The following is a 21,509-nucleotide window of genomic DNA, read 5'->3' as shown; positions in this document are numbered from 1 at the left end:
TGAGAGCCTACCAGCAGCGTCGAGGGGGCAAGCGGATTGGATGGCCCGAACGGCGAGAGCGTGACCGATGCCTCGGCAGGCGGCGTAAATCCGTTGCTGGCGATACCGAGCAGCACTGCTCCAAAGGCGGCCACTGCACCAAACCGGAGTTGAGAAGCGGCCGAAACCTGCGGCAATGCCGCAATGCGTTGGAACACGGCCTCCTCCAGACCGATCAGGCCCGGATGATCCGGTTCATTGCGCAAGCGGGTCAAAAGCCCATCCAAGTCTGTTTTCATCGCAAATCCCAATCTCTATCTGTTCAGCGCGCTGGCACGAGTGCCGCCCCCTCTGCCGTTCGCTCAACCGGCCCTCAGTGATTGCGTGCCCCGCGGTCGGTTTGGCTGAACGGCGACCTGTCGGCAGGCGGACACATTGTTACGGCATCATCTTTTTCATGCCAGGCATATCCTTCATCATCGCGTCATGGTCTTCAGGCGCACTGGCAAGTGCTGCCTGATATTGCGCCGGGGTCATCTTGGGCAGTTGCCGCACGAAAGCCACCATGTCCCAGATCAATTCGTCGCTATGCGTTTTACCCCAGGCCGGCATCGCAGTCAGCTTGACCCCATGCTTGATGATCCAAAATTGTTCCCTTGGCGATCGCTGTGGCTCCCGGAAAAGCTCGGGTGCCTTGGGATAAAGGCCTTGGCTGATCTCGGACTTTTCCAGACCCGGTGCGAGATGGCAGCCGCTGCACATCTCGGTGTAAAGTCCTGCGCCGCTTTGCAGCCGTTTCATGTCCGTTAGGTTGGCCGGGACGCCCACGTTGCGAGCCCGGACGGCGATCGAACGATCACGAAGCTGCTCTATCAGCCAATAGACCGGTCTGGTGTGCGGCGAATCCGCACCGATGTCATAGGCGCCCACATATACGACAATCCCAGCCAGTGCACCGCCGACCAGCGCCGCGACCGCGATGAACGGGCCGCTCGGAAAATGTTTCCGAAGCCATGCCTTCCTTGAATCTTCCATCGCGTCCTCCCCAGCCGAAAAGCCCTTGGTCGATCGGTGATGTCGCACCCATCCACTTGATCATACGCGCGGCGAGCTTCCACCCCTCATCCGGCGCGCAGGTCTGCCGCACACACCAGTTGGCGCCCCGAATTCGAAGAAATCGTGCCCGTCGGATGAGGGGTCACGGTGCGCGGTGCGTAAATCGCTTTGTCGGCAGTATCGCCGCCCATGGAGAAATCGATGTTTCGTAAAACAGCTTTCGCCGTCGCCATGGCGGCGTCCGTCCTCGCCGCTACCGCTGTTCAGGCACACCCCAAGCTCAACAGCGCAAACCCGGCAGCCAATGCCGTCGGCGCATCCCCAACGAGGATCCAACTCGTCTTTTCCGAGGCGCTGGTCGCGCAGTTCTCCGGGATCGACCTGACGATGACCGAAATGCCCGGCATGAAGATGGGGCCGATGAAGATGAATGGCGTCACGACGACCGTGGCTGCAGATGGCAAGACGCTCGTAGCCACGCTTGCCAAGCCGCTGCCGGTTGGAACCTACAAGGTCGACTATCACGTCGTCTCTACCGACACCCATCGCATTCAGGGCAGCTATACCTTCAAGGTCCAGTAAGAGCGTGCCGGACATCATCGCGATTGCGGTCAGGCTAGGGCTTTATCTCGATCTCATGCTGCTTTTCGGGTTGCCGATGTTCGGCCTATATACGTTACGCGGGGCCGAGCGAGCATCCGGCTCGGTCCTGCGCTTTCGCTCGGTTTTGGCGACGATCGCGCTCGCCGGCATCGTATTATCGATCTTGGGCATGATAGCCTTGGCGGCCTCGATGGGCGGTGTGCCGGTCGATCAAGTGGACCGCGCCACTGTCAGTCTTTTGATATCGGGCACAGCGATCGGCACCGTCTGGCAAGTGCGGGTGGCAGCACTCTTACTGGTCCTGTACTTTTCCATTGTAGGGTGGCGACGCCCTGCATTCGCCCTCTGGTCAGTTTCAGTAACGGCAGCGATCGCTCTCGCGACTTTGGCCTGGACTGGTCACGGCGCAGCTGATGAAGGGTTGTGGGGATGGATCCATCTTGGCGCCGACATCACTCATCTGTTGGCCGCAGGCATATGGATTGGAGCGCTCTCCGCCCTGTGCCTGCTCATTTTTCGCCCAGCGGCCCGCATGGCAATCGATCATGTCCATCTGTCTCACCGGGCGTTGGATGGCTTCGCAAAGGTAGGATCGATCGTCGTGGGTCTGCTCATCCTGTCAGGCTTCATCAACAGTTGGATCTTGGTAGGACCGTCCAACCTGGCGGCGCTTTTTACGAGCCTCTACGGCGTGTTGCTGGCAGTGAAACTGGTGCTGTTCGGCGCGATGCTGTTCTTGGCCGCCGCTAATCGCTTCTTCCTCACCCCTGCCTTGGCGGGAGCGATCGAAACTGGGGACATATCATCGGCGATCGGGTCACTTCGCCGCAGTCTCATTGTCGAGAGCGGCTGTGCGCTCACCATTCTCGCGCTTGTTGCCTGGTTGGGATTATTGGCCCCCCCTGCTTCGGGGATGTAGGCATGCTGCCTTACGGCAAAGCACGCGATATGGCCTTGATTGCTTTAAGGCCCGAACCGAACCGGGCAATCGCCTCTCTGTGGCGCTCGAGCTCGCCATAGGGAAGATAGGCAATCTCAAGATCTGCGATGCGACTGAATGCTGGCCGCGCGAGCTGTGCCCGCACTTCGCTCTCCCGTGCATCGGGGGCCACAAGGAAAAGTCCGGCTGTGGCGTGCAGTTCGCTCCCGCTCAAGGCAAGGTCGAGCATCCGGACGATGCCCGAATAAATCGACGTCGAATGCTCGACTTCGAAGGCGGCCGTGACTCGGTCCCCGCCTCGCTCGAGCCAAAGCACATCGATAAGGCGGATGGCATCAGCGCCGGTCGATGTTGAAATTGAAGCTGGCAGGCTCTCGAGACACCCGTCCCCCAAGCGCACGCCATCGTGAAGTCGCCCCCGATCGTTGGATGCTATCCAGATATCGTAGCCCAACGCACGGCCTATATCGCGGAGCCAGGCCTGGATTTCCGAATGGGTTCGATCGCTCTCTCCCTGTTTCTGAAGCGCCTTGTTGAGCGTTTGCGCCTCGGCCCTGGCCTGTTCGAGACGCGCCGCCCAAGATCCAACCGTCTGGTCTTCCTCGTCGCGCGGCGGCGCCGGGTAACGGCCCGAGCCGATATCGAACAGGAGGCCGCCAATCGCGCCGAGATCGTTCGACAGCAGATCGCGAAACCGTTCGTTCAGGTCCAGCACACCTGAGCGCATCGCGAGGAAATGCTGCCAGCTTCCGAGCTTCACCTTGCCGCCGGTCAGCTTGTTATAGCCGTTGACGATCGCCGTATTGAACGGCGGCACGAGGGTCGGATGCAGGAAATAGAGGAGATTGGCGACTGCTGGCCCAAGCCCCTTGATGTTCAGCCGATCGATCGTGTGAATACCTGCAATGATTTCTTCGGCAGTGTCGCAACAGGCGCAGTGATCGAGCAACCGGCCGAACGCGCGTTGGTTCGCTAGATTTTCATAGATGTCAGGGATGCGCAATTTGGGCTTCCAGAGAAACGCATGGTCAGCGCCTTTGAATATCTGCCTCTGCTCCGCGACTGAATGAACGACCGTTTCCAGCGAAGAGCCCCGATACACCACGCCAAACCGACCGGCTTCGATCTCTGCCACTACCTGAGCCAGACCACGCCGGATCGAACGGAAGTTTTTGATGCGCTCGTCCCAAAGAAACCAGCTTTGATAGGTCGCGTTGGGGTCTTCCTTCCATCGTTGGATTAGTTGCCGCGCAAGCAATTCAAATTCCGCCAAACCCCGTTCCCCCACTCACGTCGATCTTCTCCAACGCTAGCACTCCGCCCCGTATACGAACAGTTTTTGCGCGCCCGCCCAGGACGAAAAGCGGCCCGCGTCATCTGATGTCGTCGGGAATATGCATCAGCAGGTCACGGGTGTAGTCGATTAGAAGATCGCCAACGGTTGCCCCGTAAAGCGCGAGAAACAAGATGAACGCCAGGAGCTTGGGGACGAAGCTCACGGTCTGTTCGTTGATCGACGTCGCGGCCTGGATCATGGAGATAATGAGTCCGACCACCAACATGATTATCAGCGGTGGTCCAGCGACGAGCATCATCACCCAAAGCGCTCTGCCCATCGAAACCGAAAAAGGGCTGTAGGTCTCCATCTCTCCCCCGTCGATGATGGTGTCGTCGCCCCCTGACGTTGCGACCAGTGGTTGTTGCGGGGGCGAGCAACATGGTGCGCAATCGGGTTTATACCCGTCCGTCTGCCCCACATCCGCTCGCCCCCGCGCCACGCTGCGACCCGTGGGCACCTGAGTTGTCCATCCTGCTTGGCGATGGTCTTCATCTGAATTTACGCAGCGACGCGGTTTACCCCTCGCGACCCACCGCTTTTTTTCGAAGAACGCGCAGGCTTTCGAGGGAAGAAGGGGCGTGCCGCGTAATAGGAGTGACGGGCGAGGTCAGCGAAAGGCAGGCATGTACGATTGCGTAATCATCGGCGGTGGCCCCGCGGGGCTGACGGCAGCCACTTATCTCGCCCGGTTTCTGCGTTCTACGCTGGTCATCGATGCTGGCGATGGCCGCGCCTCGCGCATCCCGACGACACATAACCTCCTCGGTTTTCCAGACGGTATCTCAGGCGGAGATTTGCTTGTCCGTATGCATCGACATGCTGCTCAGTACGGTGCCGAATTGGTTACGGGGATCGTCGATCGCATCGACCGGGTCGGGACGGGTTTCGTCGTCCATACGAAAGCCAAGACATTTAGCGCACGGACAATATTGCTTGCTCAAGGCGTGACGAACCATCGGCCGCGAATGGCGCAGGGAACGCATGATCAAGGCGTCGCTCAAGGACTGATACGGTATTGTCCGATCTGTGATGCCTACGAGATCCGCGGCAAGAGAGTCGCCGTGCTCGGCTGCTCCGGCCACGGCGCGGCCGAAGCAATTTTCGTTCGCCACTACAGCGATACCATTACCTTGCTTACTCAGGATGCTTCGGAGCTTTCACAAGCTGACGAGGCAAATCTGACACGGAACGCTATAAGCGTCGAGCGATCGCCTGTCAGCGATTTGTCGGTCAACGAAAAAGACCTTCTCGTGCATTTGGCCGATGGCCGATTGCTCCAGTTCGACACCCTATATGTCGCCCTCGGAACCTCAATTCGCTCGGAACTGGCGAGAATAGCTGGCGCGGAACTGAGCCCGGCAGGTTGCATCGTTGTCGATGAGCACCAGCAAACGACGATCGCTGGCCTGTTCGCTGCCGGTGACATGATTGAAGGGCTGGATCAAATTGCCGTGGCGGCAGGTCAGGCGGCTAAGGCCGCGACGGCCATCCACAATCTGTTGTCGGGCTAAGGCGGCAGCGCTGGGTGAGCCAAGCAAAAAAATAAGTGGGTCGGGCTTGACCCTGACACGATGTCAGACCCCAGATTGCTATTCGTCGAAAAGGAGACGAGCCTGTGACTGACCCTGTTCCTGCAAGCAATTCGGGTGCGCACCACTGCTGCTCCGGCAAGCACGGCGGCGACACGGACGCGAAGAGCGCCAAGGATCTGGTTTGCGGCATGAAGGTCGATCCGACAGCAACGCCTCATCATGCCTCGCATGATGGCAAGGACTATCATTTCTGTAGCGCAGGCTGTCGCACCAAGTTTGTCACCGACCCCAAGCGGTATCTGTCGGGCGAGGGCAACACGGCCGCGGTCGCAGCGCCGGGTGCGATCTGGACGTGCCCAATGCACCCGGAAATTCGTCGCGATGGTCCGGGCACCTGTCCGATCTGCGGCATGGCGCTCGAACCCGAAGAGCCGTCGCTTGATGATGCTCCGAATCCTGAGCTGGTCGACTTCACCCGGAGGACGTGGGTGGCTGCTGTTCTTGCCGTCCCGCTGCTGGCAATCTCGATGGTCGCGGAGATGCTCGGCATGGATTTCGTGCCGCCGACATGGTCGCCCTGGGTGCAACTCGCGCTGACGGCGCCGATCGTCCTGTGGGCGGGCTGGCCATTCTTCCAGCGCGGTTGGACCTCGATCGCAACATGGCACCTCAACATGTTCACGCTCGTGGCGATCGGCGTCGGCGCGGCGTTCGCCTACAGCGTGGTCGCCACGGTCGCGCCGGGTCTGTTTCCTTCCTCCTTCCAGATGCACGGGATCGTGCCCGTTTATTACGAGGCGGCAGGCGTCGTGGTGACGCTGGTCCTGCTCGGACAGGTGCTCGAGCTGCGAGCGCGGGCTGCGACCGGTCGCGCGATCCGTGCGCTGATGGATCTTGCGCCGAAGACCGCTCGGCGGATCGATGCCGAGGGCAAAGAGGTGGAGGTCGATCTCGCCGAAGTGATGGCCGGCGACCATGTCCGCGTGCGCCCTGGTGAGGCGGTGCCGGTCGATGGCGTTGTTATCGACGGGCGCTCGTCGGTCGACGAGTCCATGATAACGGGAGAACCTGCCCCCGTCCTCAAGGAGAAGGACGCAACTGTCACGGGCGGCACCGTCAATGGCACGGGAACGCTGGTGATCGAGGCGCGCGCGGTCGGCACAGATACGGTGCTCGCGCGGATCGTGAAGATGGTCGCGGAAGCCCAGCGCAGTCGCGCGCCGATCCAGGCGGTTGCTGACCGCGTATCGGGCTGGTTTGTGCCGCTCGTCGTCGCGATCGCGATCGCGACATTCATTGTATGGAATTTCGTCGGTCCTGAGCCGCGCTTTGGTCATGCCCTGCTCAATGCGATCGCCGTGCTCATCATCGCCTGTCCCTGTGCGCTCGGCCTGGCGACGCCAATGTCGATCATGGTAGGAACCGGCCGCGGCGCGCGTGCCGGTGTGCTCGTCAAGGATGCCGAAGCGCTGCAGATGATGGAGAAGGTCGACACGCTGGTGATCGACAAGACCGGCACGCTGACCGAGGGCCGCCCGGCCCTTACGACCATCGAGTTGGCTGAGGGGTATGAGCACGACATGGTGTTGTCGACCGCAGCCGCCGTTGAAGCTCTATCGGAACATCCGCTTGCCCAGGCCATCGTCGAAGCCGCGCGCAAAGCCGAGCTTCCGATTGCGAAAGTCGAGCAGTTCGAGTCCCAGACCGGGCTTGGTGTCAGTGGCAAGGCGAACGGGCGCGACGTGGTGGTCGGCAATGCCGAACAAATGCGTCGCGTTGGTGTGGATCCGTCATCCTTTGATAACGTAGCCGACAAGCACCGCAGTGAGGGCGCGGGCGTGATGCTCGTATCGATCGATGGCCACCTGGTCGGCCTCCTCGTGGTCGCAGATCCGATTAAGCAATCGGCGGCCTCCGCGATCGCCGCCCTGCGCGAGGAAGGGCTGCGGATCGTGATGCTTACTGGCGACGCGAGAGCGACAGCCGATGCGGTGGCGCGGGCTATCGGCGGCATTGACGAAGTCCATGCCGGGCTGAAGCCCGAGGACAAGGCCCGCATCATTGGTGAACTCAAAGCAAAAGGCGCAGTGGTCGCGATGGCCGGCGACGGGATCAACGACGCCCCGGCGCTGGCGGCGGCGGATGTCGGCGTCGCCATGGGCACCGGGACTGACGTCGCCATCGAGAGCGCGGGTATGACGCTGACCAAGGGCGATCTCGCCGCGATGGTTCGTGCACGCCGGCTCGCAGTCGCCACCATGCGCAACATCCGGCAGAACCTGTTCTTCTCGTTCGTCTTCAATGGGGTCGGCGTACCGGTCGCTGCCGGTATCCTCTACCCCATCGCAGGCATCTTGCTGTCGCCGATGATCGCTGGCGCCGCGATGGCACTGTCGAGCTTCACGGTGGTGACCAATGCGCTCAGACTCAACCGGGCCAGGCTATGAAGATCGGCGAGGCATCGAGCGCCAGCGGCGTCTCGCAGCGCATGATTCGCCATTATGAGAAGATCGGCCTGATCGGTGCCGCGCCGCGCGGCCAGTCTGGCTATCGCGATTATTCCGACGCCGACCTGCATCGTCTCCGGTTCATTGCCAATGCCCGTGACCTGGGCTTTCCGATCGAGGATATTCGGTCGCTGCTAAGCTTGTGGTCGGACGGTGCGCGTGAAAGCGCCGACGTGAAGCACATCGCATTGTCCCGTGCCGCCGAATTGCATCGCAAGGCGCTTGGATTGGAAGCGCTCAGAAGATCGTTGCTGGACCTTGCCGAGCGTTGCAACGGGGACGAGAGGCCAGATTGTCCCATCATCGACGCACTACAAACCAAATGATTTGGGTGTAGCTTGCACACCGATAGGTCTTCGAAACGAATAAGAAGCGGCCGTATCTAGGGTGCCGGACGATGCCAGCGGGTCGCGATTTGGTGACCTTGCCGGTGCACAATGAAGTTCAGCAGCCTCTTGATGCTCGGTTGAGGTCGGTCAGCGCTGAAGGCTCCAGCCAGTCTTGTTCCGCTGCTTCATCTCGACGAAATCAATGTGAAAGCGCAATTTTCGGTGACGTGGTCGACCAGTTCGGGCAGCAACGGGCGGCAGTCCGCGAAGGGTTAGGACTGGCGTACGACCGCTGATACTCTCCCCCCTGGGGACCGTGCAGCGCGAGCTGCGCGGTTGAATTCGGTGCGTGGGGTGGGTGCTTTGAATTTCGCAGGTGAAACGATCAAGGAGATATCGATCAAGGTATCTCAGTATTTCCTCGACTTCTTGGAGTCCGATTTCAAGCGCCAACAGGCGCCGCGCCGTCGCATCGTCCTTCAGAACGAAAGCGGGTTCCGCTCGGCGATGCGCGTGGCCGTCTATCCAGGCCTCCAGCACAACCTTTGGCAAATCATGGGGAAGCGGTCCGAAGGCGATCCGACGCTCAAATTCGCGCCTCGCATCTATGCGCGCCCCATCACGAACACGCTGCGTGTTATCATCAAGGAGCAGGTCCAGGCGCTCACCGACGACAATCTGCTCAGTGTTAGGGCGGCTGTTTTCGCCGATGCCGAGGCAAGCCGAGGGCTGGCGGTCGAAAATCCCGAGGAATGGGTCGATCGAATCCGGCTCAAGCTCGCCGACGAGATCCGCCAACAGGTTGTAGCCCCTCTCCTCGCGCTCCTCGACGGTCCGCTCTCGCAGCAATCCTATTCGGTCCACGATTCCATATACTCCGCGGAAGCCGAGCTGATCGAAATCGTCGCGGCACGGCTGGATGCCATCCTGCCGGAGGTACTGAGCCGGTTTCTCGCCACGGGCGAGAATGGCGAGCTGATCGAGCTCCTCGAAAGCCACCTCGCCCTCGACGACGTTCGCGCCGAGGTGCTGAGCTACTTCGAAAACTTTATGGCGGCCGACGCCTTTCTCGAATTCCGAGATCTCGACACCTACGCGATGACCGGCGAAGGCTTGCAGCTCTATCTCTATATCGGCCAGCTCAAATATGGCGGCCACGCCTATCCGCTTTTCTACGTGCCGATCGAGGTTACCCGCGGAGACGGCGGTTACACGCTCACGCTCCTGAACCATCTCTATGCGAACAAGCGCGCGATTGATTACGTGCTGCAGGAGCTTGGCGAGCGGCAGCTCCGCCAATGGCTGAGTCCCATCACTGACCGGATCACTTACCTCGCCGAAGGCGAGAGCCTTGCGGACGCGGTTCAACCCCTGTTCCGCAAGATCGCCAATGCCCTCGATCTGGGCGGGCAAATCGAGTTGCAGCCGGGACCGATCAGCGAGGCGTCGAACACCGGCGTTCATTTGTCGACTGCGCTCCATATCGCTGTCTTCGACCGGTCGGACGAGGCTCTCCTCAACGACTATGAGGAGATGATCACGCAGGCTCGCCTAGACGAGCCCGGCGTCATGGAGCTGTTCCAGGGTATCGTCGGCAGCGTGCTGACGGAGAACCCCAAAAGCATCATGCCTGAAATCGACGCGCAGTGGGACAGCCGCTCGATCGTTGACAGGGTCGTGATCGATTCCCCGGTTCCTCTGAATGAGGAGCAGATCAAGATCCTCAATGCCATCCAGCATCCCGATGGCCGCATCATCGTCGTCGAGGGGCCGCCGGGCACGGGCAAATCGCACACCATCACTGCTATCGCGGCCGACTGTGCGCTCAAAGGCAAATCCTGCCTGATCCTGTCGGACAAAACAGAAGTGTTGAGTTGCACTGAGAAGTGACCCGGGAGGGTTATAAGTTTTCACTGAGAATTGACCCATGTTTTCCTCGCCCCTGGCTGACAGTCAGGAGGCATCGGAGTGATCGACATGGACCTACTCAGTGTGATCCGCCGCTGGCATTTTCGGCAAGGCATCCCCATTCGCGAGATCCGGCGGCGGACTGGATTATCGCGCAACACGATCCGCAAATATCTGCGCGATGACGCGGTGGAGCCGACGTTCAAGGTTCCCAAACGGCCGAGCAAGCTTGATCAGTTTGCAGAAAAACTGACGACGTGGCTGCGGGTGGAATCTGGCAAGTCGCGCAAACAGAAGCGAACAGCCAAGCAGCTACATGCAGATCTGGTTAAGCTGGGCTACGAGGGATCATACAGCCGTGTTGCCGCCTTCGCCCGCTCGTGGAAGACCGAACGCCAATATGAAAAGCAAACCAGTGGGCGCGGCACATTCGTACCGCTGATCTTCCAGCCCGGTGAGGCCTTTCAGTTCGATTGGAGTGAAGATTACGCCCTTCTGAATGGCCGGCCTACCAAGCTGCAGGTGGCCCATACCAAGCTCTCCCACAGTCGGGCGTTCATCACGCGAGCCTATCTGCTGCAAACGCACGAGATGTTGTTCGACGCACTGACGCAGGCCTTCCGGGTGCTGGGCGGCGTGCCTCAGCGTGGAATATTCGACAATATGAAGACGGCTGTAGACCGGATCGGCCAGGGCAAAGTCCGACAGGTCAATGCGCGGTTCGCTGCCATGGCCAGCCACTACCTGTTCGAAACGGATTTTTGCAATCCGGCCTCAGGCTGGGAGAAAGGTCAGGTCGAGAAAAACGTTCAGGATGCGCGTCGACGGTTATGGCAGCCAATGCCCAACTTCCCAGATCTTGATGCCCTCAATGCCTGGTTGGAAGAGCGGTGCATCGCACAATGGGGAGAAATCCAGCATGGCGTCCTCCCCGGCACAGTTGCCGATGTGCACGCCGTTGAGATTATCAGCCTGATGCCGATGGGGCGGGCCTTCGATGGCTTTGTCGAACATACCAAGCGCGTGTCGCCGACCTGCCTGATCGCGTTCGAGCGCAATCGCTATAGCGTTCCTGCATCCTTTGCGAACCGGCCAGTGAGCCTGCGGGTCTATCCTGATCGGTTGGTCATCGCGGCCGAGGGGCAAATCTTGTGCGAGCACAACCGGATTATCGACCGTTCTCACCAGAAGCCGGGGCAGACGATCTATGACTGGCGGCACTATCTGGCAGTTGTTCAGCGCAAGCCTGGCGCTTTGCGCAATGGGGCGCCATTCCTCGAAATGCCCGAAGCCTTCCGGCAACTGCAGGGGCATCTGCTCAAGCGGCTCGGTGGTGACAGGGAGATGGTCGAAATCCTCGCCCTTGTTCTACAGCATAACGAACAGGCTGTGCTCAGCGCCGTCGAACTGGCCCTCGAAGCTGGGGTGCCGACCAAAACCCACATCCTCAATGTTCTGCACCGCCTGATCGATGGCAAGGCTCCACCGGCATCCCCAATCGATGCCCCGCAGGCCCTGCGCCTCGCCCAGGAGCCTGTTGCCGATGTCGAACGCTACGACACGCTGAGGGCGTTACGCCATGCGTCATGATCCGGCCAGCGCCGCTGTGGTTGTCATGCTACGTGGCCTCAAAATGTATGGCATGGCGCAAGCCGCTGGTGATCTGATCGAGCAGGGCGCGCCAGCCTTTGATGCTGCCGTTCCGATCCTCTCACAGCTTCTCAAGGCGGAGATGTCCGAGCGGGAGGTCAGGTCCATTGCTTACCAGATCAAGGCAGCCCGGTTCCCGGCCTACAAGGATCTGGCAGGCTTCGACTTTGCCGTCAGTGAGGTCAACGAGGCGCTCGTGCGTCAACTTCACCGTGGTGACTTTATGGATAGCGCCGACAACGTCGTACTGATCGGCGGACCAGGCACCGGCAAAAGCCACATCGCGACGGCTTTGGGCGTCCAGGCGGTTGAGCATCACCGCAAAAAGATCCGCTTCTTCTCCACCGTCGATCTGGTCAATGCGTTGGAGCAGGAAAAGGCCGCAAACAGAGCGGGCCAGTTGGCCGAGCGTCTGTTGCGCCTCGACCTCGTCATCCTTGATGAGCTGGGATATCTACCCTTCAGCCCTTCAGGCGGGGCCATGCTGTTCCATCTGCTCAGCAAACTCTATGAGCGGACCAGCGTTGTTATCACCACCAACCTGAGCTTCAGCGAGTGGTCCAGTATCTTTGGCGATGCCAAAATGACCACCGCCCTGCTGGATCGCCTCACGCATCATTGCCATATCCTTGAAACCGGCAATGACAGCTTCCGCTTCAGAGCCAGTTCCGCCGCCCCAAAATCCAGAAAGGACAAATCACCCGCTTGACCCTGCTCGTCGCAGGCAGTACATCATCCACGCCCACCCGGGTCACTTCTCAGTGCAACTCAACAGCGTGACGCTTCTTGGTGAACACCTCTCCCTGCGGGGCTGGTTCGGCATCGGTTTGATCGGTGCCGGCGCCGTGCTCGTCGCGCTTGCCTGATGCCTTTCGAACGGAAACCAACGATGCGCTATCTCCCGATCGTCGCCGCTGCCGTCGCCATTGCCGCTACACCGGCACTCGAAGCTCGCACCGCAAAGCGCGCCCGCACTCCGCACAACGTCATTCTGGTCGTCATCGACGGGTTGAGAGGCAAGATCGTCACCCCTCAAACCGCGCCTGAACTGGTCCGGCTACGGGATGCCGGGACCTACTTTCCCAACAGCCATTCGGTATTCCCGACGTTCACGACCGCCAATGCCTCCAGTCTCGCGACCGGCCATCAGCTTGGCGATACCGGCGATTTCAGCAACACGATCTGGACGGCCGCCCCGATCGCAAGCGCGGCGGGCAGCGTCACCCCGTTCCTCGAAAACGATGCCGTGCTCGGCGAGGTCGATACGCACTTCGGCGGCAATTACCTCAACGAAACGACTGTTCTCGAAGCCGCACGCAAAGCGGGATACGGCACCGCCGCGATCGGCAAGCTCGGCCCAGCGCTTATCCAGGATCACCTCGCTCGCGACGGTATGACGACGATCATCGTCGACGACTCCACCGGACGGCCGGGCGGCATCGCGCTTTCGCCCGACACTGTCACAGGAATGACCAGGGCGGGGCTGCCGCTCGTCGCACCGGACAGGGGTGCCAACGGCCGTTCGGGGGACGCTCGCACACCCGGCACGCGCGAGGCCAATCGTGCGCAGCAGGACTATTTCATCGATGTCGCCACCCGCGTGGCGCTGCCGTCATTCAAGGCACGTCACCGGCCTTTCGCGATGGTCTTCTGGTCACGCGATCCCGATGGGACCCAGCACAATCAGGGCGACAGTCTCAACCGCCTGACGCCCGGAATTAATGGTCCGACGACCTTTGCTGCGATCCGCAACGCGGATGGAGATCTCGCAAAGCTGCGAACGGCGCTCAAGCGGCTTGGCCTAGATCGGACGACCGATATCATCGTCACGTCGGACCACGGCTTTTCCACGATCTCGAAGCAAAGCGACACGAGCCGTGCAGCACGGACGCGGTATGCCGATGTTCCTGAAGGCTTCCTCCCGCCCGGCTTTCTCGCGCTTGATCTGGCGTCGGCGCTGAATATGCCGGCATTCGATCCCGAGGCCGGCAACGCGCCGGTGACAACGGGTGCTCATCCCAGTCGCGGCAACGCACTGCTGGGGGCCGATCCCTCTCATCCCGACATCGTGGTTGCCGCCAATGGCGGGTCGGACCTGTTGTACCTGCCTGGACGCGATCCGACGCTCGCGCGCCGTATCGTCACCGCGCTGCTTGACCAGGATTATATCAGCGGAATCTTCGTCGATGATCGGCTCGGCTCGATCGCCGGCACGCTGCCATTATCGTCGATCAACCTCAAAGGGGCAGCGCTGCCCCCCGTACCGTCGATCGTCGTCATCTTCCGCTCGGCAACGACCGGCTGCGCAATACCGACGAACTGTCAGGTGGAGGTGGCGGATACGACGCTGCAGCAAGGCCAGGGCATGCACGGCAGCTTCGGCCGCGGCGACACCCTCAACTTCACAGCGGCGATCGGCCCCGATTTCAAACGGCGTTTCGTCGATCCGGCACCGGTCAGCAACGCGGATATCGGACACACGATGATGGCCTTGCTACGCCTCTCCCCGACGCCGCATGGTGCGCTGACCGGCCGGGTAATGAGCGAAGCGATGCCCGGGGGGCGGATGACCCCCTATGTCCGGGGCGAGCAGCGATCCGCTGCCGCCGGGAATGGTCTCGTCACCCTGCTGCGCTATCAGGAGGCGGCAGGCATTCGTTATCTCGACGCCGGGGGTTTTGCGGGCCGCACTCTCGGCCTGGCTGATGTGGCAGCACCTGAAGCCGCTGGCCGGGGAGCGCGTCGATGACGGGGCTGCCGCAATTCTGGCTTGTCCGTCATGGTGAGACGGCCTGGAGCCTGACACGTCAGCATACGGGTCGAAGCGACATTCCCTTGACGAAGGGCGGGGAGGAAGCTGCCCAACGCCTGAGCGAGCGCCTGCCGGCACGTCCCTTTTCGCAAATATGGTCCAGCCCGTCGCAGCGCGCGCGTCGAACCGGCGAACTGGCAGGCTTCTCCCGGAAGATCGCAATCGTCGATGACCTCGCGGAGTGGGATTACGGTGCCTACGAAGGTCGAACCACGAAAGAGATTCTGGCCGATCGCCCGGATTGGATGCTGTTTCGCGATGGCTGCCCGGGCTCTGTTGCAAAGATTGGCGGCAGTCAGAGGTAGGCTGTCGCTCTGCGCCGATCAGGCGGCTGCTGCGAAATGGTGGTTGAGCATGCCCATGGCCTCCGTCAGCGCCGAGGGCCCAATGCCAAAAGCTCTCTCCACAAGGCGCACCTCGCCCCTGATGCCGGGCTGCAGGCACCAGGGGCGAGCCTGTCCTTTGCGCAGGGCTCGCATGACTTCGAATCCCTTGATCGTGGCATAGGCCGTGGGGATCGATTTGAAACCGCGCACCGGCTTGATCAGTATCTTGAGCTTTCCGTGATCGGCCTCGATCACGTTATTGAGATACTTCACCTGCCGGTGGGCCGTCTCCCGGTCCAGCTTTCCTTCGCGCTTCAATTCGGTGATCGCTGCACCATAGCTCGGCGCTTTGTCGGTATTGAGCGTGGCAGGCTTTTCCCAGTGCTTCAGGCCTCGCAGGGCCTTGCCCAGGAACCGCTTCGCTGCCTTGGCGCTGCGGGTCGGCGACAGGTAGAAATCGATCGTGTCGCCCCGCTTGTCGACTGCCCGGTACAGGTAGGTCCACTTGCCCCGCACCTTGACGTAGGTTTCATCCAGGCGCCAGCTCGGATCAAAGCCACGCCGCCAGAACCAGCGCAGCCGCTTCTCCATCTCCGGGGCGTAGCACTGGACCCAGCGATAGATCGTCGTATGGTCGACCGAAATGCCGCGTTCCGCCAGCATTTCCTCAAGGTCGCGATAGCTGATCGGATAGCGACAATACCAGCGCACCGCCCACAGGATCACATCACCCTGGAAATGGCGCCACTTGAAATCCGTCATCGTTCCGTCCGTCCAATCTCCGCCAAGCATGCTCAAGCTTCACGATTTTTGCAACAGAGCCGAAAATGCGTTCTGCCGTCACCCCAGTAGAGGTGGCCATTCTCAAGACCGTCCACCCAGGCGCTGTAACCCGCATCGTCCACTGGCCTTTGTGGCAACTTCACGTAGGTGCGTCCGATCCCCGGCCGAGAGTCGACCGAAGGCACGATACACGGATAATCCGTCTCGCCTGCCATCATCAGCGTGTAACCGCAGTTGAGCAGATGATACCACGCATTGAGCTCAGCAGCAGGGGGACCATTGCAACCTGCCAAGAAATCGACCGCGCCGTGGGTCACGCCAACAATCGCTTCGTTCGTGCGGATGCTGTTGAAAGTTGGAATTTCGTAATTTGGTAGAGCGTTGGTGCCGACTATCATACCCAATGAACAATGGGTGTATCCTACCAGTGCTCCTTGGGCTTTCGCCCATTTCGCCACCGGGAGATTCCAAGATGGCCAGTCCTCCACCGCGTGCGTACCAGGGTAGCTAAGCTCCTTAAGTCTCATCAGGATCAAATGCCCGGAAAGACTTGACGGAAAACCCGAGATCTCGAGATCGTAGCGGAGCATGCTCTCTCGATCTTTCGGCGTGGGCATGGGCTTCCAGTCTGCGTTGTTAGCAGCCTGCAGTTGAGGATGTTCGAGCCGCGCCTCGGGACTGATCGCAGCACCGGAAAAGAACTGCTTCTGGTAGGAATAACCTCCAGCCCAGGTTAAGACCTCGCCAACGGAGAGAGCTTCGCCTCTTATGTGACGGATCATCGTTTCAGGTGCTACCCCTTCGGTAGGCAACATATAATGAGCACAACCTGCGGCGTGGAGATGCGTGTCGCCAGAGTACCAGCCCCATTTCGCCGGATCGATCCATCGTTTGAGCCGCACCGCTATTCGTGCGTCGCTCGCCGAAACGCGAACGGTGGCGCGCTGCACCAGATACTCAGGCCCCCTACGGACCATTATATGATACTCGCCGTCTGGCAGGCGGACGGTCTCGCCATCGGCTCGATATATGTGGGGTTGAAACGCAAGGTCGGGTGCTAGGCGCATCACCTGGGGCGGATAGATATGCTTATTGGCGTCATGGATCATCAGCGATGCCATGCAGCCGACACCATCATCATCGAGGATCTGCAGCTGAATATCGCGAGATGGTTGAGAGACAAAATCGGTTACGAGCGGGTTAGCTACCGATGCGCGACTTACGGCCCCCCAGGAAGGATTGTCCTGCAAAATTCCTGCCCCAAAGCCCAACCTGCCCGTCTTTCTTCCCCGGTCCCTGCTGTAAATCGTGGCGATCTTGTACTCCACGACATTGCCGCTCAGCACTGGCGAAGCTTCGATTTGCGACATCAGCCACATTCGTTCGATGAGGGCTTCCTTTCGAACGGTATCGGCAAGATAGGCCTTCTGCTCAGCGGCGATCTTCGAGGCCTGTGGGAACATCCGCGCAGGCATCGCACTGCCGCTGTAAATTTCGAATGCCTGCGTTAGCGATGATGGGTTAGAGACCCTCACCAAGAACGCGGTCCATCCCTGCTCGACCAAATGGCGCTTCGCTCCGCCTAACGCAGCGGCGCCCATGCCGCCTTTGTCGAGCGTGACCCTAGCGAGTGTATAGCGCTCGAGAAGCGCCTCGGCGGCAATAACTGCCTCAGCATCTTCCCTCGAGAACAGACTCGCCAGCCTGGCCATATCCGCATCGGCAATCGGCTGCCCCATTGCGGCCAGTTGCTCGACCGCGCGTTTCACGCTCGCGAAGTACGGCTGCGGCTCAATTGCGTCAGTCGAGGCGAAGACAGGCCAATGGCTGGCGCCCAGCAGCAATGTTGCGCCTGCCAGAAGTTGGCGACGATCTGGTTTGAATGGTTGGTCCAACGTTTCGCCTTCCTCACGATGGTACGATTTTATACCTTCTTGAACCAATCCGAGCCTTAATTTGAGCTCATCGACGCCCCGTCCAGTGCTATTGCGCGAAGCGCCTGCCCTCCATAAATCTCGCCCGAAAATCCTTCAGGACGATGACAAAGTCGTCCATGTCGTGGAACTTGTCGTCGGCCATCCCAGGCTGCTCATGATCGCGATACCAGGCGGGGTATTTCCCTTCGTCGCGACTGAATTTCTTGTAATGCGTCGAATAGGTCCGAACCGCGATCGTTGGTTCTTCTTTTCCTAGGTCGAAGCGCATCAGGCGAAACCATCCATCACCTATGCCGCTCCAAAAGTCCGGCTTGCCACCGGCATCCAGGAATGTCTGGCGTCGATCCTGATAATCCGAGAGCAGCTGGAGCACGTCGTGACCGGCATCGTTCTTGTCTGTCCTTATGGATTGACCGAGCTGATGTCCGCATAGCACCAAAAAGATCTGGTCGTGCTTGCTGATCAGCTTGTCCCACACTTCCTGGGGGCTGTTGTCTCCCGGATCGAGGGAGTTGGCATCGAGAAGCGGAAGAGGCCTGCGCTCGGCCCGATTATTCATATAATCGTGGGTCGCGATGATCGTTGGGAGGCCAGGATGATCCCGGATCACCTGCGCTGCCCACTCCAGACTGGCGTCCGGTGCGTCAAACTGTAGCCCGATGTGAAGAAAGCGCAAACCGCCGGCCGTGAAGATCTGCGCGCTGTCGGCACCGCCGTCATGCGAAGCGACGTACCAGGGCTTGCCCTTAAAAAAATCGGAGTCATTTCCGAACACTGATCGGAAGTTGTCCAATCCGCCGAGATGCAGTTGTCCGAGCGTCTTGAAATCGCTCAATGTTGCATTTGCCGAAGGCGGCTGCCGAGCGTCGGTCCACATGGCGTCATAATCATGGTTGCCCGGCACAACGGAGAAGGGAACGAGCCCCGCCAGCAGCTTATAGCCTTCCCGGGCCATCGGCATTTCCTCGCTGATCACGCGATTCGACGGCGATAGATGATGATCGAGCAAAGGGTTTGGAACACGCCGGAACCCCCGCTTCTCATGCTCGGGATCGATCGGCTTGGATTGATGCTGCCATATGTCGCCCAAGGCAGTGACGAACGCGATGTCGCCACCCTTGGCTTCGACATTGTCGGCTACGTAGCGCATCTGATCCATGAACATCTTGGCGGCATCGAACGGAAAACCGTCTTTCGCCTGATGCGTGAAATCGAGATAATTCTGCGTATCGGGTATGACCGCGATCGTGAACGCAGTATCGCCCTTTTTCGCCTGATCGCGCGCCTGGACGCCGGAAGCGATCGCGAGGGCAGCCGACCCAAGCATGCCGAGAACAAATCGGCGGTTCGTTTGAGACCAGAACATTACGGCCCTTTCCTATCTGTTCTTGCGCGGAGCCCGCGTGGCGCGGCTCCCTTGGACTGTTGAGTTGCACTGAGAAGTGACCCGGGATTTTCATTGAGAAGTGACCCGGGTGGGCGTGGATGATGTACTGCCTGCGACGAGCAGGGTCAAGCGGGTGATTTGTCCTTTCTGGATTTTGGGGCGGCGGAACTGGCTCTGAAGCGGAAGCTGTCATTGCCGGTTTCAAGGATATGGCAATGATGCGTGAGGCGATCCAGCAGGGCGGTGGTCATTTTGGCATCGCCAAAGATACTGGACCACTCGCTGAAGCTCAGGTTGGTGGTGATAACAACGCTGGTCCGCTCATAGAGTTTGCTGAGCAGATGGAACAGCATGGCCCCGCCTGAAGGGCTGAAGGGTAGATATCCCAGCTCATCAAGGATGACGAGGTCGAGGCGCAACAGACGCTCGGCCAACTGGCCCGCTCTGTTTGCGGCCTTTTCCTGCTCCAACGCATTGACCAGATCGACGGTGGAGAAGAAGCGGATCTTTTTGCGGTGATGCTCAACCGCCTGGACGCCCAAAGCCGTCGCGATGTGGCTTTTGCCGGTGCCTGGTCCGCCGATCAGTACGACGTTGTCGGCGCTATCCATAAAGTCACCACGGTGAAGTTGACGCACGAGCGCCTCGTTGACCTCACTGACGGCAAAGTCGAAGCCTGCCAGATCCTTGTAGGCCGGGAACCGGGCTGCCTTGATCTGGTAAGCAATGGACCTGACCTCCCGCTCGGACATCTCCGCCTTGAGAAGCTGTGAGAGGATCGGAACGGCAGCATCAAAGGCTGGCGCGCCCTGCTCGATCAGATCACCAGCGGCTTGCGCCATGCCATACATTTTGAGGCCACGTAGCATGACAACCACAGCGGCGCTGGCCGGATCATGACGCATGGCGTAACGCCCTCAGCGTGTCGTAGCGTTCGACATCGGCAACAGGCTCCTGGGCGAGGCGCAGGGCCTGCGGGGCATCGATTGGGGATGCCGGTGGAGCCTTGCCATCGATCAGGCGGTGCAGAACATTGAGGATGTGGGTTTTGGTCGGCACCCCAGCTTCGAGGGCCAGTTCGACGGCGCTGAGCACAGCCTGTTCGTTATGCTGTAGAACAAGGGCGAGGATTTCGACCATCTCCCTGTCACCACCGAGCCGCTTGAGCAGATGCCCCTGCAGTTGCCGGAAGGCTTCGGGCATTTCGAGGAATGGCGCCCCATTGCGCAAAGCGCCAGGCTTGCGCTGAACAACTGCCAGATAGTGCCGCCAGTCATAGATCGTCTGCCCCGGCTTCTGGTGAGAACGGTCGATAATCCGGTTGTGCTCGCACAAGATTTGCCCCTCGGCCGCGATGACCAACCGATCAGGATAGACCCGCAGGCTCACTGGCCGGTTCGCAAAGGATGCAGGAACGCTATAGCGATTGCGCTCGAACGCGATCAGGCAGGTCGGCGACACGCGCTTGGTATGTTCGACAAAGCCATCGAAGGCCCGCCCCATCGGCATCAGGCTGATAATCTCAACGGCGTGCACATCGGCAACTGTGCCGGGGAGGACGCCATGCTGGATTTCTCCCCATTGTGCGATGCACCGCTCTTCCAACCAGGCATTGAGGGCATCAAGATCTGGGAAGTTGGGCATTGGCTGCCATAACCGTCGACGCGCATCCTGAACGTTTTTCTCGACCTGACCTTTCTCCCAGCCTGAGGCCGGATTGCAAAAATCCGTTTCGAACAGGTAGTGGCTGGCCATGGCAGCGAACCGCGCATTGACCTGTCGGACTTTGCCCTGGCCGATCCGGTCTACAGCCGTCTTCATATTGTCGAATATTCCACGCTGAGGCACGCCGCCCAGCACCCGGAAGGCCTGCGTCAGTGCGTCGAACAACATCTCGTGCGTTTGCAGCAGATAGGCTCGCGTGATGAACGCCCGACTGTGGGAGAGCTTGGTATGGGCCACCTGCAGCTTGGTAGGCCGGCCATTCAGAAGGGCGTAATCTTCACTCCAATCGAACTGAAAGGCCTCACCGGGCTGGAAGATCAGCGGTACGAATGTGCCGCGCCCACTGGTTTGCTTTTCATATTGGCGTTCGGTCTTCCACGAGCGGGCGAAGGCGGCAACACGGCTGTATGATCCCTCGTAGCCCAGCTTAACCAGATCTGCATGTAGCTGCTTGGCTGTTCGCTTCTGTTTGCGCGACTTGCCAGATTCCACCCGCAGCCACGTCGTCAGTTTTTCTGCAAACTGATCAAGCTTGCTCGGCCGTTTGGGAACCTTGAACGTCGGCTCCACCGCGTCATCGCGCAGATATTTGCGGATCGTGTTGCGCGATAATCCAGTCCGCCGCCGGATCTCGCGAATGGGGATGCCTTGCCGAAAATGCCAGCGGCGGATCACACTGAGTAGGTCCATGTCGAT

Annotated in this window: 18 protein-coding genes and 1 pseudogene; 10 read left to right on the top strand and 9 right to left on the bottom strand. The window is 60.1% G+C overall.

The window, feature by feature from the left end:
- Positions 1 to 278 (bottom strand): hypothetical protein (locus IZV00_RS21085; protein WP_196227740.1); only part of this gene is annotated, 278 nt, incomplete at its 3' end.
- Positions 279 to 417: 139 nt separating this feature from the next.
- On the bottom strand, positions 418 to 1,014 hold the full coding sequence (locus tag IZV00_RS21080; RefSeq protein ID WP_196227739.1) for a c-type cytochrome: 597 nt from the start codon (positions 1,012 to 1,014) through the stop codon (positions 418 to 420).
- A gap of 222 nt (positions 1,015 to 1,236) precedes the next feature.
- On the opposite strand from IZV00_RS21080, the gene copC reads away from it, so the two are divergent.
- Both copC and copD read left to right on the top strand, forming a co-directional pair.
- A complete protein-coding gene (copC, locus tag IZV00_RS21075; RefSeq protein ID WP_179563643.1) occupies positions 1,237 to 1,617 on the top strand; it encodes a copper homeostasis periplasmic binding protein CopC in 381 nt (126 codons plus the stop codon).
- Positions 1,618 to 1,621: 4 nt separating this feature from the next.
- Positions 1,622 to 2,557, top strand: coding sequence for a copper homeostasis membrane protein CopD (copD, locus tag IZV00_RS21070; protein WP_196227738.1), 936 nt, complete (start codon positions 1,622 to 1,624; stop codon positions 2,555 to 2,557).
- Between the two features lie 10 nt (positions 2,558 to 2,567).
- On the opposite strand, the gene IZV00_RS21065 is transcribed toward copD, so the two are convergent.
- Both IZV00_RS21065 and IZV00_RS21060 read right to left on the bottom strand, forming a co-directional pair.
- On the bottom strand, positions 2,568 to 3,866 hold the full coding sequence (locus IZV00_RS21065; RefSeq protein ID WP_230463544.1) for a type II restriction endonuclease: 1,299 nt from the start codon (positions 3,864 to 3,866) through the stop codon (positions 2,568 to 2,570).
- Between the two features lie 85 nt (positions 3,867 to 3,951).
- Positions 3,952 to 4,224 (bottom strand): flagellar biosynthetic protein FliQ, encoded by a 273-nt coding sequence (locus IZV00_RS21060; protein ID WP_149524083.1) that lies wholly within the window; start codon positions 4,222 to 4,224, stop codon positions 3,952 to 3,954.
- A gap of 316 nt (positions 4,225 to 4,540) precedes the next feature.
- Here IZV00_RS21060 and IZV00_RS21055 point away from each other — a divergent pair, with 316 nt between their 5' ends.
- The 8 genes and pseudogenes from IZV00_RS21055 to IZV00_RS21015 all read left to right on the top strand — a co-directional run.
- Positions 4,541 to 5,428 carry an NAD(P)/FAD-dependent oxidoreductase gene (locus IZV00_RS21055; RefSeq protein WP_196227737.1) on the top strand — a complete coding sequence of 296 codons (888 nt, stop codon included), beginning with the start codon at positions 4,541 to 4,543 and terminating at the stop codon, positions 5,426 to 5,428.
- A 209-nt stretch (positions 5,429 to 5,637) separates the two neighbouring features.
- Complete coding sequence (locus IZV00_RS21050; protein ID WP_230463547.1) at positions 5,638 to 7,896, top strand: heavy metal translocating P-type ATPase; 2,259 nt, start codon at positions 5,638 to 5,640, stop codon at positions 7,894 to 7,896.
- Positions 7,893 to 8,282: a Cu(I)-responsive transcriptional regulator gene (gene cueR, locus IZV00_RS21045; protein ID WP_196227735.1), complete on the top strand. Its 390-nt coding sequence runs from the start codon at positions 7,893 to 7,895 to the stop codon at positions 8,280 to 8,282. Before IZV00_RS21050 ends, cueR begins: the two co-directional genes overlap by 4 nt.
- Positions 8,283 to 8,648: 366 nt before the next feature.
- Positions 8,649 to 10,175, top strand: coding sequence for a hypothetical protein (locus IZV00_RS21040; protein WP_196227734.1), 1,527 nt, complete (start codon positions 8,649 to 8,651; stop codon positions 10,173 to 10,175).
- 87 nt (positions 10,176 to 10,262) lie between these two features.
- Entirely contained in the window at positions 10,263 to 11,783 is a 1,521-nt protein-coding gene (istA, locus tag IZV00_RS21035) for an IS21-like element ISRsp3 family transposase (RefSeq protein ID WP_032490240.1), read from the top strand.
- Positions 11,773 to 12,552: an IS21-like element ISRsp3 family helper ATPase IstB gene (gene istB / locus IZV00_RS21030; protein ID WP_006955904.1), complete on the top strand. Its 780-nt coding sequence runs from the start codon at positions 11,773 to 11,775 to the stop codon at positions 12,550 to 12,552. The genes istA (IZV00_RS21035) and istB (IZV00_RS21030) overlap by 11 nt, the downstream gene beginning before the upstream one ends.
- Before the next feature lie 180 nt (positions 12,553 to 12,732).
- A complete protein-coding gene (locus tag IZV00_RS21020) occupies positions 12,733 to 14,592 on the top strand; it encodes an alkaline phosphatase family protein (protein WP_196227733.1) in 1,860 nt (619 codons plus the stop codon).
- A pseudogene (locus tag IZV00_RS21015) lies at positions 14,589 to 14,924 on the top strand (histidine phosphatase family protein); the annotation flags it as partial. The gene IZV00_RS21020 and the pseudogene IZV00_RS21015, both read left to right, overlap by 4 nt.
- A 54-nt stretch (positions 14,925 to 14,978) precedes the next feature.
- Here IZV00_RS21015 and IZV00_RS21010 read toward each other — a convergent pair.
- From IZV00_RS21010 to istA (IZV00_RS20990), 5 genes are all read right to left on the bottom strand, one after another.
- Positions 14,979 to 15,743, bottom strand: coding sequence for an IS6-like element IS6100 family transposase (locus IZV00_RS21010; RefSeq protein ID WP_001389365.1), 765 nt, complete (start codon positions 15,741 to 15,743; stop codon positions 14,979 to 14,981).
- 32 nt (positions 15,744 to 15,775) lie between these two features.
- On the bottom strand, positions 15,776 to 17,659 hold the full coding sequence (locus IZV00_RS21005) for a CehA/McbA family metallohydrolase (RefSeq protein WP_156518803.1): 1,884 nt from the start codon (positions 17,657 to 17,659) through the stop codon (positions 15,776 to 15,778).
- A gap of 88 nt (positions 17,660 to 17,747) precedes the next feature.
- On the bottom strand, positions 17,748 to 19,028 hold the full coding sequence (locus tag IZV00_RS21000) for a metallophosphoesterase (RefSeq protein WP_156518813.1): 1,281 nt from the start codon (positions 19,026 to 19,028) through the stop codon (positions 17,748 to 17,750).
- A 185-nt stretch (positions 19,029 to 19,213) separates the two neighbouring features.
- The gene (gene istB / locus IZV00_RS20995) at positions 19,214 to 19,993 is read right to left on the bottom strand and encodes an IS21-like element ISRsp3 family helper ATPase IstB (RefSeq protein ID WP_006955904.1); all 780 of its coding nucleotides are present in this window, start codon (positions 19,991 to 19,993) and stop codon (positions 19,214 to 19,216) included.
- A complete protein-coding gene (gene istA / locus IZV00_RS20990; protein WP_032490240.1) occupies positions 19,983 to 21,503 on the bottom strand; it encodes an IS21-like element ISRsp3 family transposase in 1,521 nt (506 codons plus the stop codon). The genes istB (IZV00_RS20995) and istA (IZV00_RS20990) overlap by 11 nt, the downstream gene beginning before the upstream one ends.
- Positions 21,504 to 21,509 lie beyond the last annotated feature (6 nt).

The sequence above is a fragment of the Sphingobium sp. Cam5-1 genome, assembly GCF_015693305.1.
GTDB lineage: Bacteria > Pseudomonadota > Alphaproteobacteria > Sphingomonadales > Sphingomonadaceae > Sphingobium.
The sequence above is the reverse complement of the archived record's forward strand: the minus strand, read 5'-3'. Positions and strand labels throughout refer to the sequence as shown.